The sequence below is a fragment of the Streptomyces sp. NBC_00690 genome (genome assembly GCF_036226685.1).
Classification (GTDB): domain Bacteria; phylum Actinomycetota; class Actinomycetes; order Streptomycetales; family Streptomycetaceae; genus Streptomyces.
The window spans coordinates 3,343,967-3,357,044 of the sequence record NZ_CP109009.1 but is presented as its reverse complement, the minus strand read 5'-3'; the positions used below and the strand labels follow the sequence as shown (position 1 = coordinate 3,357,044).

At 69.2% G+C, this 13,078-nt stretch carries 10 protein-coding genes and 1 tRNA gene; 7 read left to right on the top strand and 4 right to left on the bottom strand.

The genetic code is table 11. The annotated features are described in order from the left end of the window. Window positions 1-75 precede the first annotated feature (75 nt). Window positions 76-732 carry a hypothetical protein gene (locus OID54_RS14735; RefSeq protein WP_329019465.1) on the top strand — a complete coding sequence of 219 codons (657 nt, stop codon included), beginning with the start codon at window positions 76-78 and terminating at the stop codon, window positions 730-732. 145 nt (window positions 733-877) lie between these two features. On the opposite strand, the gene OID54_RS14730 is transcribed toward OID54_RS14735, so the two are convergent. After that, on the bottom strand, window positions 878-1,963 hold the full coding sequence (locus OID54_RS14730) for a Gfo/Idh/MocA family oxidoreductase (RefSeq protein WP_329019462.1): 1,086 nt from the start codon (window positions 1,961-1,963) through the stop codon (window positions 878-880). 390 nt (window positions 1,964-2,353) lie between these two features. On the opposite strand from OID54_RS14730, the gene OID54_RS14725 reads away from it, so the two are divergent. The 5 genes from OID54_RS14725 to OID54_RS14705 all read left to right on the top strand — a co-directional run bounded on the left by OID54_RS14725 (window position 2,354) and on the right by OID54_RS14705 (window position 6,913). Then, on the top strand, window positions 2,354-3,100 hold the full coding sequence (locus OID54_RS14725; protein ID WP_329019460.1) for a hypothetical protein: 747 nt from the start codon (window positions 2,354-2,356) through the stop codon (window positions 3,098-3,100). A 308-nt stretch (window positions 3,101-3,408) separates the two neighbouring features. Continuing rightward, window positions 3,409-4,188, top strand: a complete 780-nt coding sequence (locus OID54_RS14720; RefSeq protein WP_329019457.1) for an HAD-IIA family hydrolase — start codon at window positions 3,409-3,411, stop codon at window positions 4,186-4,188. A 96-nt stretch (window positions 4,189-4,284) separates the two neighbouring features. Continuing rightward, window positions 4,285-5,037 (top strand): hypothetical protein, encoded by a 753-nt coding sequence (locus OID54_RS14715; RefSeq protein ID WP_329019454.1) that lies wholly within the window; start codon window positions 4,285-4,287, stop codon window positions 5,035-5,037. Window position 5,038: 1 nt separating this feature from the next. Beyond that, window positions 5,039-5,710 (top strand): class F sortase, encoded by a 672-nt coding sequence (locus OID54_RS14710; RefSeq protein WP_329019451.1) that lies wholly within the window; start codon window positions 5,039-5,041, stop codon window positions 5,708-5,710. A 195-nt stretch (window positions 5,711-5,905) separates the two neighbouring features. Then, entirely contained in the window at window positions 5,906-6,913 is a 1,008-nt protein-coding gene (locus OID54_RS14705) for a glycoside hydrolase family 6 protein (protein ID WP_329019448.1), read from the top strand. 141 nt (window positions 6,914-7,054) lie between these two features. Here the strand turns inward: OID54_RS14705 and OID54_RS14700 are convergent, their stop codons facing one another. The 3 genes from OID54_RS14700 to OID54_RS14690 form a co-directional block, all read right to left on the bottom strand. Next, window positions 7,055-9,007, bottom strand: coding sequence for a galactose oxidase-like domain-containing protein (locus OID54_RS14700; RefSeq protein ID WP_329019445.1), 1,953 nt, complete (start codon window positions 9,005-9,007; stop codon window positions 7,055-7,057). Next, window positions 9,004-10,941 carry a glycosyltransferase family 2 protein gene (locus tag OID54_RS14695; protein ID WP_329019442.1) on the bottom strand — a complete coding sequence of 646 codons (1,938 nt, stop codon included), beginning with the start codon at window positions 10,939-10,941 and terminating at the stop codon, window positions 9,004-9,006. The genes OID54_RS14700 and OID54_RS14695 overlap by 4 nt, the downstream gene beginning before the upstream one ends. Window positions 10,942-11,399: 458 nt before the next feature. After that, window positions 11,400-11,473 (bottom strand) — tRNA-Lys (locus OID54_RS14690). A 221-nt stretch (window positions 11,474-11,694) separates the two neighbouring features. Between OID54_RS14690 and OID54_RS14685 the strand changes: the two genes are divergently transcribed. After that, window positions 11,695-13,005: a peptidoglycan-binding protein gene (locus OID54_RS14685; protein ID WP_329019439.1), complete on the top strand. Its 1,311-nt coding sequence runs from the start codon at window positions 11,695-11,697 to the stop codon at window positions 13,003-13,005. The last annotated feature ends 73 nt before the right edge of the window (window positions 13,006-13,078 follow it).

Below are 13,078 nucleotides of genomic sequence, written 5' to 3'. Positions count from 1 at the left end.
TGGGGCGGATGGATGCGCCGGGTTGCCCGCCCGTGATCGTTGAGGGCCGTCGACGGGGCGCGGTACGGTCTCGCCATGTCCCGATCAGCTGCGATTGGCCCTGTCCGGCACCCCGTCACCGCGGACGATCTCGACCGTGCGGTGCAGCTAGCGGTGGCAGTCCTTCGCGGGGCGCCCCCGCTGGCGTGGGGCGGCAAGGCCGGTTCACTGGAATGGGACTGCTGGGAGACCGTCGAGCACCTCAGCGACGACCTCTTCGCGTATGCCGCCCAGATGGGTCCCAGGACACCGCCCTTGGAGGGCGAGGTGCCCTTCGTATGGGAGAGCCGACGGCCCGGCGGCCCGGCGAATGTCGTTCACGCGGACCGTACGGCGGGGCCCGCCGGGCTGCTACAGGTGCTGGAGGCCAGTGGGGCGCTGCTGGTCGCGATGGTGCGCACCACGTCGCCGCAGGTGCGCGCCTACCACGTGCACGGCGTCTCGGATGCCGAGGGCTTCGCCGCGATGGGGATCGTGGAGACCCTGGTGCACACGCATGACCTGGCGCAAGGACTCGGGCTGGCCTGGAGCCCACCCGCCGATCTGTGCTCGCGGGTGCTCGACCGGCTGTTCCCGCATGCCCCGGGGTCCACGGATCGGTGGCCCACCCTGTTGTGGGCCACCGGACGCGCCGATCTGCCCGGGCGTCCTCGTCCGACCACTTGGCGCTGGGACAGCACACCCCGAGCGTAGGTCTCGGATCTCTGCCCCAGTGGGCGCACTGCGATGGGGTGTCCGATCAGGCCGCCGCTGATGGCGCCCGGCGATGGCGACGACTGCCCTTTTCGTGAACACCTCAGCTCGTCCGCCAAGCAGGCGAAACGACCCGGTCACGGCACTAGCTCCGCAGGGTGACGGTGACCCCTTCGCGGGCCGAGTGCCCTGCCGCCTCCAGTACGTCGAGCGTGGCAGCCGCTTGGGTCGCGGTCACCGGGGGAGCAGTGCCGTCCCGCAGGGCGCGGGCGATCGCCGTGTAGTAGGCGGGATAGTCGCCCGGGAGAGTCTCCACCGGGGTGCCGCCGCCGGTCAGTGGTGACTCGCCGGCGCCCGTGCGCCCCCAGTGGGCGGTGTCCTCCACTCCCCAGGGGGTGCCGGGGACGGGACGCCTGCCCGCGCGGAGTTCGCCCTCCTGCGGGTCGAGCCCGTACTTCACGAAGCCAGCGGTGCTGCCGAGCACGCGAAAGCGCGGGCCGAGTTGGGCGGCTGTGGCGCTCATGGACAGATGCGAACGGACCCCCGAGGCATGGGTGAGGGCGATGAAGGTGTCGTCATCGGCTTCGGCGCCCGGTCGGCGGACGTCTGTCTCCGCGTACACCCGCACCGCCGGGCCGAACAGGGTGAGCACCTGGTCGACGAGATGACTGCCGAGGTCGAAGAGGAGACCGCCGATCTCCTGCGGGTCCCCGGACTCCCGCCATCCGCCCTTGGGCTGGGGGCGCCAGCGTTCGAATCGGGACTCACAGCGCTGTACGTCTCCGAGTGCGCCGTCCTCGATCAGCTTGCGCAGCGTCAGGAAGTCGGCGTCCCACCTCCGGTTCTGGAAGACCGAGAGCAGCAGTCCGCGTTCGTCGGCGAGGGCGGCGAGTGCCCTGGCCTCGGCGGCCGTGCCGGCGAGCGGCTTGTCGACCACGACCGGGAGCCCTCGACCGAGGGCTTCGGTCGCGAGGGGCACATGGGTCTTGTTGGGGGAGGCGATCACCAGGAGGTCGAGGGTGTCGGGGCGGTCCCACAATTCGTCGGCGCCGGCGGCGAAGCGCACACCGGGGAATTCCGCGGCGGCTCGCTCGCGTCGTTCCGGGTCCGAGGTCACGATCGTGTCCAGGGTCAGGTCCGGTGTGGCCGCGATCAGGGGCGCGTGGAAGAAGGAGCCCGCGACTCCGTAGCCGATCAGTCCGACGCGCAGGGGGCTGGCCGTGGCTGTCATGCCTCCCACTTAAGCAGGGACGGGCCCGCGCTGCGTGGCGGCTGCGGCGTGCGGGCCGCCCTTCGCCGGCCTGGGCGCGGGGGTGGTCGTCGACCGCCGCTCCACCTCCGGACCGGCACGGGCCGCACTGTGCATTCGCGCCCGCAGGGAGCGGTGATGGTCGGCATCCGGGTCCCAGCGGGTGCGCTCCCCTCCCATTGATCAGAAAATACGCTAATAGGGGGGATTTCCGAGCTTCTTCGTACACCCCACGGACGTGGCACCCCCACCGTCGCGTCCACCCGTGCCAGCGTCTCGTCCACCCATCCGGCCCCGGACGCCTCACCCGGCCCCGGGCACTCCGCCCCGCCACCACCTGCCCGCAGCAGTACGAGCAGCAAAGGCCGCCCCATGCGCACGCGCACTGTCCTCACCAGCGGCGGCGTCGCCGCAGCCGCCATCTTGCTCCCCCTCGGAGCGGTCGAGAGCGCCACCGCCGACTCCGCGTCCGCTGCCCGGCAACCCCGCTGCGGCACACCGTCCGGCAAGGACTTCCCCATCGGAACCCGCATCCACGGCGGCCCGATGGTCCACCACCCGGGCGGCGGTTTCGAACAGTGGTCGGTCGATCTGACCAACAGCACGGCCCGGGCCTGTCGGAACATTCATCCGGTGATCGTCTTTGCCGCGCGGGACCGCGGACTGAACCCCTCCCGACTGATGTTGGAGTTCTACGACGACAGACGAGCCCGGTGGCAGCCCGCACCCCTGGAGTCGACCTCCGAGGACGAGTTGATCGGTGTGCTCGACAGCGACGGGGCCCGGGGTGACCAGGGCGGCTTCACCGTCCCCGCAAAGGCCACCCTGACCGTACGGGTGCGGCTCTCGGTGACCACCGACACCCCGCCCAACCAGGTCACGGTCAAAGCCGCCGTCGTCCAGCGCCGCGGCGGCGACGGCGATTGGGTAGGGGAGTCCGACGACTACCGCTTCGCGGTCCTCGACGACCCCGGCGACGGCGCCACGATCACCCGCGAAGAACTCGCCACCACCGGCTCCACCTCGCTCACCCGCCTCGCGGTGGCACTGGGGACCGTCCTGCTCGGCGGGGCGGTCCTGGCACTCGTGTCCCGACGGCTGCGCCCGCGCCGCCGCTGACCCGGCCATGCCCCGACTGCACCAGTTTCGGCCACTGATCGGCCTAGTGGATCGCTGCCCGAAAAGGCCGCCGCGGCCCGGCCGGACTCCTTCCCAGCGTCCCCCGCCGCAGCCCAGGGCCGCTGTGCCGCAGAGTCGGCGACCATGGCCCCGGGCCGCCCCGCCGACCGTGCTGGGTCAAGATCAGGACTTCCTGACTAGGCTATTGGTGTCGGGGTGACACAGAGCCGTGCCTCCGGCACCAGTACCCGCGTAATTTGCGTAATTCGCGTATTTTCGTACGCCGCAGCACGGCAGGAGCCCCGTTGATGGCAGAGCGCAAGCCGATTGAATCCTGGCTGACCGACATGGACGGTGTCCTGATCCACGAGGGTGTGCCGATCCCGGGCGCGGACGCCTTCATCAGGAAGCTGAGGGAGACCGAGCGGCCCTTCCTCGTCCTCACCAACAACTCCATCTACACCGCCCGTGACCTGCACGCCCGCCTCGCCCGCATGGGCCTCGACGTTCCCGTGCAGAACATCTGGACCTCCGCGCTCGCCACCGCCCGGTTCCTGGACGACCAGCGGCCCGGTGGCACCGCCTACGTCATCGGAGAGGCCGGCCTCACCACCGCACTCCACGACATCGGCTACGTCCTCACCGACCACGACCCCGACTACGTGGTGCTCGGCGAGACCCGGACCTACAGCTTCGAAGCCCTCACCAAGGCGATCCGCCTGATCAACGGCGGGGCCCGGTTCATCTGCACCAACCCGGACGAGACCGGACCGTCCACCGAGGGCCCGCTGCCCGCCGCGGGATCGGTCGCCGCCCTGATCACCAAGGCCACCGGCAAGGACCCGTACTTTGCCGGGAAGCCCAACCCGCTGATGATGCGCACCGGACTGAACGCGATCGGCGCCCACTCCGAGACCAGCGCCATGATCGGCGACCGGATGGACACCGATGTCCTCGCAGGTCTGGAGGCCGGGATGGAGACCTTCCTGGTGCTGACCGGTGTGACCACCCCGGCGGGCATCGACCGCTACCCGTTCCGCCCGTCCAGCGTCGTCGACTCCATCGCGGACCTCGTCGACCGGATCTGACGCCACCCGGTCGCCGAGTGGGCGTCACCCGATGACCCCACTGAGGATGCGTGATCGACCACCACGCGTGAACCTTGCGGTACCAGGAGGTTCACGATGCGTACCAGCTCGATCGCTTTCCGTGCGGCAGGGGCCGCGGGTGCCGCAGGGGTGGTCGCCACCCTGCTGATGGCTCCCGCGGCAGGCCCCGCCCACGCCCATGACTCCGTGACCGCCACCGTCTCCCCGGCCCGGGTCGAAGCGGGGGACCGGGTGGAGATCCGGGTGCACGGCTGTCGAAGCGGTACGGGCCTGGCGACCTCGCGGGCGTTCAGCGGCCCGGCGGAGTTGCGGCGATCGGATTCCCAAGACGCGGGGCGAGCCGAGGCACGGGACACCGGAGGTGTCTGGCGACCACCCGACGCGGTGTCCCCGGACCGGGGCGCAGGCCCTGAAGGCACCACGGGCGGCGCCCCGGACACCGGGTCCCACGGGCGGGCTGACGGTTCGGGCTCCCCCGGCAGCCGGGGCGACTCCGCGCTCCATGGCCACACCGTCATCAAGGCGCGGCTGAGCCCTGGGAGCCATGTCGTTACGGTCCGCTGCGACGGCCATGACCACCGGGCGGCCGGCACGGTCCACGTCGTCGGGGGAGCAGGGGAGCACGCGCGGCCTGCCCACCCCTCACCCGTGGCCCCCGTCCGGGCCGGTGGGGGCGGCACCGCCGTACTGGCCGCCGAAGAGCGCCGACAGCAGGACACGGACGGCCCCGGCACCCCGCACACCATCATCGGACTCGTCCTCGCCGGAGTGGCGGCCGTCGCGGTGGCCGTCCGTAGCTCCCGTCGTCGCCGTCCCGGCTCCGACTGAGATGCCCACCTCCGACCGACCGGCGAGTTCCGGCCGACTCCTGATGGGAGTGGCCTGGGCGGTGCTGCTGCTCGGGCTCTGGCTGTGGGGGCGTGAGGACACCGGCGGCCTCGGTGCCGCATCGGGCCCCACCACCGGTGATGTAGCGGCTGTCGGCCGGCCCCGGGCCGTTCCGCTGCCGCCCGCCCATCCCCCCTTGGAACCGGCCAGACCGCAGCGGGTGGAGATCCCCTCGATCGGTGTCGCCGCCCCGATCGTGCCCCGCGGTCTGGATGCGGCCGGGGCGATCGACCCGCCCCCGTACGCGAGCGCGCAGACCGTCGGCTGGTACGGAGCCGGTACCCGGCCGGGCGCTCCGGGGGCGTCCCTGCTGGTCGGTCATGTGGACACCCGGACCGCACCGGCCGTCTTCTACGGTCTCAGCGCGGCCCGACCCGGTCAGAAGGTGCGGGTCACCAGGGCCGATGGATCGGTGGCCGAGTTCACCATCGACGACGTACAGGTCTTCGGGCGGGACCGGTTCGACGACCGCAAGGCGTACGGTCAGCGACGGGACGGCCGGGCGGAGTTGCGGCTGATCACCTGTGGCGGTGCCTTCGACCGGGCGACGGACAGCTATGCGGCCAACGTCGTCGTCTCCGCCTATCTCACCGCTGTTCGTCGCGCGGGCTGACGCCTGTCCCCGACTCACCACCGTAAGAAGGCACCACCACAGGTTCGTACGGCCGTCGGTCGCGGTCCGGTTGGGGAGAGTGGGGCAAGTCTCGTGGCACGTTGATCGGTTGTGTCAGGATGGCCGGTACCGGTCTTGTCCAACGGCGGGGAGGCCCTGGACGACCGGTGAACTATGCGGCCGAGGGGGAGTGGAATGTTCGGGAGTCTGGGCCGTCGTGCCGGTATGCGGCTGGCGGTGGCGGGTGCGGTGCTGCTGGCCGCGGGATGTTCGTCCGACAGTGGCGACGATACGGCGGATGTGACCCAGCGCCCCAAGGAATCCGTACCGTACTGGGTCAACCCGGAGGGGAACGCGGCCCGTCAGGTCGGTACGTACCGCAAGGAGGGCACGGACAGCGGCAAGAAGTCCGCCGATCTGATCATGAAGATAGCCGGCCAGCCCGTCGCTGAATGGATCGGTCTCGACCGGCCCGAGGAACGGACCGAGGAGCTCACCAAGAAGGCCACCAAGGCCGATCGGGAAGCCCTCCTGGTGCTCTACAACATTCCGCACCGGGACTGCGGACAGTTCTCCAAGGGCGGCGCCGCTGACGGCGACGCCTACCGGGCCTGGGTCGACAAGGTGGCCAAGGGCATCGGGGACCGCAAGGCCACGGTGATCCTGGAACCGGACGCCGTACTCCACCTCGTCGACAGCTGCACCCCGCAGGAGTTCCACGACGAGCGTTACCACCTGCTCAAGGAAGCCGTCCAGCGGCTCAAGCAGCAGCCCAACACCAAGGTCTACCTCGATGCGGGGAACGCGGCCTGGTCACAGCCCGACGCCCTGCACGAGCCGTTGCGCCGGGCCGGAATCGACCACGCCGACGGCTTCTCCGTGAACGTCTCCAACTTCTATCCCACCGCCGCCAGCAAGGACTTCGGCAAGCGGCTCTCCGAGAAGGTCGGCGGCAAGCCGTTCGTCATCGACACCAGCAGGAACGGCAACGGCCCCTTCACCGGCGGCGATCCCAAGGAGAACTGGTGCAACCCGCCAGGGCGGGCGCTCGGTGACGCACCGACCGTCAAGACCGGCGATCCCCAGGTGGACGCCTATCTATGGATCAAGCGCCCGGGGGAGTCGGACGGCGACTGCAAGGGCGGGCCGAAGGCGGGCGACTGGTGGGCGGAGTACGCGCTCGGTCTCGCCAGCGGCCGATAGCCGACCGCCGAGGTCCCAGCCGCCGCTGGTCGGCTGCCGAGCCCCAGCCGCCGCTGGTCGGCCGTCGGTGGAGCCGCCTCCGTAGAGAGCAGAGGAAGGGCCCCGGCCGAATCGACCGGGGCCCTGTCGCATCCGCCGTTCCTACGGCACCTCGACCCACACCGCCTCCGACGGCGTCCCCTGGTCATCGGTGACGAAGAGCATGTACCAGCCGGCCGGGACCAGCGCCCGGTTCGTGGGCACCGTGACCTCGATGCCGCCTTCCGTCCGCGTGGTCTTCAGCGCGATCGTGCGCTGGTCGACATCCGTGACGTGGGTGACCGCGCTCGGCCGCATCAGCTTCGCCGTCTTCAGCGGCTTCTCGCTGGTGACCTCGAACGTTCCCGTGCCACCCCGGGCGATCCTCTTCGGCCCCCCGGTCACCTCGGGCCGGGAGTCGGCGAAGAGGTACGCGGGCTTGTAGATCTCGATCCGCTGCTCGAAGACGCCCGGCTTGGTGTTGGCCTTGTCCCCGTACAGCGAGTCCGAACCGAAGATCATCACCCGTCCGTCGGGCAGCAGCACCGAACCGGAGTGGTAGTTGCGGCCCACGTTCGGGTCCGCGACCCGCTTGTAGGTGCCGCTGCTCGGGTCGTAGGTGCGTGCCTGGAGGATGTTGGTGCCGCCGCGCCCGCGGTAGTCCTCGGAGCCGCCGGTGACGAGGACGGAGTCGTCGGGCAGCAGCGAAGCGCTCGGGTAGCGGGTGCCCTTCTCCAGCGTCGCACCGTCCTTGAAGCGCGGCTTGGGCTCCTTGAGGTCGATGAGCCGGGACTTCTCGCTCGACTCCTCGGACTCGCCGATCCCACCGCCACCGATGACCATGAACCGCTGGTCCTGGGCGGGCGGCAGCATCACGGACGCAGAGGTCTCCAACTGGTCGGGGTCGCTCATCCCGGGCACCTTCTGGAAGGCGTCGGTCTCCACGTCCCAGATGCCCGGCTCGCGCCCCTCGTCGGCGAGGCCGTACCCGGAGTTGGAGCCGGTGAAGAACAGCTTGCCGTTGTCCATCAGGAACAGTGAGGGGTACGTGGGGAACTTCCGCAGCTTCTTCGCGTACTCCCACTTCTTGGTCGCCGGGTCGAAGATCTCGTTCTTGCCGGGGACCAGTTCGCCGATGTCGTTCAGCCCGGAGACCGCGAGCACCTTGCCGTCCTCCAGGGTGGCGAGCGTCGGGTACCAGCGGGCCTCGTTCATGGGGTCGACCGGGATGTACTTCTCCGCGACCGGGTCGAACTCATAGGTGTCCTTGATCCCCTGGAAGTCCTTCTTGTCCAGGGCGAGCTTCTGGGCCATGCCGTACACATTGCGGGCGTCGGCTCCGGTGAGGCCCTGGACCCGGAAGTTCTCCTGGGCGCCCGTCTCGAACTTCTTCCCCGCCTTCTCCGCCTCGACGTAGACCCGACCGCGCCCGCTCTCGGTGCGCAGGACCTTGCCCGTCTTGGGGTCGAAGACCTTCTTGGCCTTCTCCACTAGCAGCGAGTCCATCGAGACGAAAGTCTTGCCGCTCTTCTTGGAGGTGAACTTGGTGCCCGCGGGGAGCGTCTTGGGTTCGTCCGGGTCCTCGTTGTGGACGATCATCAGCCCACCGGCCTTGGTGACGTCACCCTGGAGCTTCTCGTACCGCTTGGTGCCCCCCGCCACCAGCAACTTGCCGTCGGGCAGTTGGGTGTGACCGGAGCAGAACAGGTCCTTGGGCGTGGGTATGTGCTTGAAGTCCTCGGTCTTCGGGTCCCACAGGACGGTCTCGAACTTCTTGGCGTCGAAGTTCTTCTGGTTGTTGCCGGAGCCCGCGATGAGCAGGACCTTGCCGGTGTGCAGCACCGCGGCGTGCACACCGTTGACCTGGTACTCGGACGGGATGTCGAGGAAGGACCAGTGGCCCTTGTCCGCCTTGTACTCCGGCTGGTTGATCTCGTAGTCGTGGTACTTCTCCGCACCGAAGCGCCAGAGCGCAGGTCCGTTCATCCCGGCCACCGCGACGACCACCGCCGCACCGATCGCGATGCGACGGGCGCGTCTCTTGCGGTAGTTCGTCACAGCGGGCTGCCTACTCATTTCTTCTGTCCCCCAAGGGCGATCTGCATGGTCTCTTCAGGGTTGCCGGAGCCTTCGCCCGGACGGGGGCCGGGGATCTGCGGCGCAGGTCCGTCGGTCGACGGCTGCTTCTGCCCGCCCGCGTGGCGCCGCCTGCGCTTCCTCTTCGCCTCGTAGATGCCGTGCTGCCAGACGAGGATCGGTGCGGCGGTGATCAGCAGTGCCAGGAGGGCCCAGGTGATCATCGCCGGATGGTCGTGCCCGAGGAAGAAGGAGGAGATCAGGGAGGCGCCGAAGACGAAGATGAAGAAGAGGTGGATGCGGAAGGTGCCGAAGAGGGTGTCGGGGCTGGAGGAGTCGCCCTTGGGGGTCACCACGAAGCTGCTCTTGCGACGTAGTGCGGCGTCCATCAGGGAGCGTGCGTAGATGGGCGCGGACAGCGCGGACATCATCATTCCGGCGAGACCGCCGGAGCCTTCGGGTTCATGGGGGGAGACGTTGTGACGCCGGTTCCAGATGTAGAGGCCGATCTGGAGCGCTGAGGCGTTGCCGTAGAGCATCATCCAGATCAGCGGGTCGATCTGTACGCCCGATGCGCCCATGCCGAGGAACAGCGCACAGCTGAGCGCCGCGAGTATCCAGTTCAGGGCGGACATCGGATAGAAGATGATCATCATCGTGTAGTTGAAGAGCTTGCCGGCCGGCAGGCTGCCGAAGCCCTTCCAGTACTGCTTGAGGATCGTCTCGTACGTTCCGCGTGACCAGCGCAGCTGCTGGGTGAAGAAGTCGGTCCAGGCGGTGGGGCCCTCGCCGACCGCGAGCACGTCGGGGGTGTAGACCGAGCGCCAGAGCTGGCCGGAGACCGGGTTCTTGGCCCGGTGCATCTCAAAGCCGGTCGCCATGTCCTCGGTGATCGAGTCGTACAGGCCACCGATCTGCTTGATGGCCTTGATGCGCACGGCGTTGGACGTGCCCACGAACATGGGTGCGCCGTAGCGGTTGCCGGCCCGCTGGATCAGGGCGTGGAAGAGGAACTGCTGGGACTCGGCGGCCTTGGTGACGAAAGTGTCGTAGTTGCCGTAGACCTGGGGGCCGATGACGAAGCCCACGTCCGGGTCGCGGAAGTAGCCAAGCATCCGTTCCAGGTAGTTCGGAAGCGGGACGTGATCGGTGTCGACGGAGGCGAAGAAGTCGTAGTCGTCGCCGTGTTCCTGGAGCCAGGCGTTGTAGTTGCCGTGCTTGGTCTTGGCGCGGTGGGGGCCCTTCGCCTGGTTCCACTTGGCGACGCCCTTGCGGGAGAAGTGGTGGACACCGAGACGCTCGCAGACCTCCTTGACGTCGGGGTCGTCGCCCTCGTCGAGCAGCCAGACGTGCATCAGCCCGCGATGGCGGATGCGTACGGCCGCCTCCAGGGTCTTCGTCACCATCTCCAGCGGCTCTTTGCCGGGCACGAAGGAGGTGAGGAACGCGACTTTGGTGCCGCTCTCGGGAACGACGGGGACCGGGTCCCGGGCCACGAGTGTCGCGTGGGCGTTGGAGAGCACGTTCATCGTGCGGAACAGCTCGATCAGACCGATGGACACGAGCATGACGATGTCGAGAACGAGGAGGAGGTCGTTCTTGAGGTTGGGGTCGCGCTCGGTCCAGTGCGAGGGCTGCATCAGCCAGAGGAACAGCCCGAGGGATACGAGGGGTGCCGAGCCCAGCAGCAGGGCCGCGCGTATCCGATGGGGCTCCTGGGACAGCAGGGAGCGGTACTGCACGGTGTACGGCTTGGCGGGGTCCGGTTGGGTGAGGGGGCCGGCGAGCCTGCTGTAGTGCTCGTAGTCGTACCGGGGCAGGGCCTTCTTGGGGCGCGGCCGGTGACCGCCGGTGCGCAGGTTGGCGGGCAGGCGGAGCTGGGTCGTTCGAGAAGGGTCTTCGGGCTTCCCGGCGCCGTTGGGCGTCGACGTCATTGGTCATCCCCCCGCACGCAGCAGAGCTGCGTGTGTTCTGGTGTGTCATTGAATTCCGGCCATGGGGCCCCCGACCCATGTGCCTGGACCAATCGATGGTGGGCTGCTGTCAGCACAGACATGAGACAGCCACCCGCCGGTTGCATCATGCCCGTCACGTGCCGGAGCGGTGTAGGGGACCCCCATCCCGAACCCCACCCACATATCCGCACGAAACCTGCCCTTCAGGTGCCCCAACTGCGCTGATGCGGACGCCTGGTCCCGGGCGTTGACATCGATTCAGCATAGGGTCCATGACCCGAGTCATGATCGCAAGGATCAAATGTACGATCAACCAACCATATGTACGATTTCGGAAAACCTGAGGTCGGAGCGGTCTCGGTGGATCGACTGCATCAAGCCGTTTTGGGCATGACGAAGGCCCCCTCGCGCGATCGCGAGGGGGCCTTCGTGAAGCGTGCGCCGCCAGGGACTCGAACCCCGGACCCGCTGATTAAGAGTCAGCTGCTCTAACCAACTGAGCTAGCGGCGCGTGCTGACGGCCCAACTCTACCGGACCGCGGAGGGTGCGTCGGACGTTTTCGGACTGGCTGCTTCCGGTCCGCGGGCATTAGTGGTCGACTCCGGCCTGTCGGATGGTCGTTTTTTACCTTTTGCCCCTCAAGATAGGAGAAGTCCGGGCCGGCGGAGTGCGGTTCTCCCACACCGTTCGGCCCCTGAGAACGATCTCCACGGAGTGCGGAGGGGACGCGGATGACGGTGCCGGTGTTCGAGGAGTATGAGCCTGCTCCCGACTGCGACTGTCCGGGATGCGTAGGGCAACGACGAACGCTTGCGGCCGGTGGCCATCCCGCCGCCCACGGGTGCCGACGCGCCCTGGTGCTGTTCACCGCCGCGGGCGTGGTGCTCGGCGGCCCCGGGGTCGCGGGCGCCGCACAGAGCCCCGAGCCACCGGAGCCCACCGGGCGCGGTCGGACCGCCGTCGACTCCGATCACGAACAGGGCCGGCGGGGGCCGCTGTACGGCGGGCCGCTCGCGGGCCCGGCGGGCGTTCCCGCCGCGCAGCTGCCGCAGACCACCCGCGCGGACATCATCAACCGGGCCAAGAAGTGGGTCACGGCGAAGGTCCCGTACAGCATGGCGGCCTACTGGTCCGACGGGTACCGCCAGGACTGCTCGGGCTATGTCTCGATGGCGTGGAACCTGGCGCGCAACGAATGGACCGGCTCCCTCGCCCAGTACGGCATCAAGATCACCCGTGCGGAGCTCCAACCCGGGGACATCCTGCTCTTCCACAATCCCGCGAACCCCACCAACGGCTCCCACGTCACGATCTTCGGCGGCTGGACCGACGGCACCCACACCTCCTACGTGGCCTACGAGCAGGCCAAGCCCCACACCCGCAAGCAGTCCACGCCCATGGCGTACTGGAACAACTCCGACCAGTACGTTCCCTACCGCTACCGAGGCGTGGCCACCGCGACCTCCGGAGCGGTCCCGGCCGACGCCTACCCCGGCGCCGGTTCCTTCGGCCCCGGCGCGGAGAACGCCTACGTCACCCGGCTCGGCGAGATGCTCATCGCCCGGGGTGGCAAGCGGTTCTACCAGGAGGGGCCGGGGCCGCGCTGGGGGGAGGCCGACCGCAAGGCCACCGAGGCGTTCCAATTGGCCCAGGGGTGGACGAGCGGTGAGGCCGACGGGCTGCCCGGGCCCGACACCTGGGAACTCCTGGTCACCGGCAAGGGCAAGAACATCCCCGCGGCACAGTCCGCGGCGCCCGCACCGGCGGCGGGGCCCGGCGGTGTCAGCGCGGCGATCCCCCCGTACCCCGGAGCCAGGTACTTCCGGTCCGGCCAGTCGAGCGAGCACGTCACCCGGCTCGGTCGTCAACTGGTCGAACGCGGCTACGGCCGCCACTACACCTCCGGACCCGGGCCACGGTGGGGCGAGGCGGACCGGCGCAACGTGGAGGCTTTCCAGCGCGCCCAGGGCTGGCGGGGTGCGGCGGCGGACGGCCATCCGGGGCGCGAGACCTGGCGCCGGCTCTTCGCACCCACCCCGTGACGGTGCTCTAACGACTCCCGAACTCGGGCGGTCGTCAGCACTCCGAGGGGGCGGACAGCGGCTCCGTACCGGA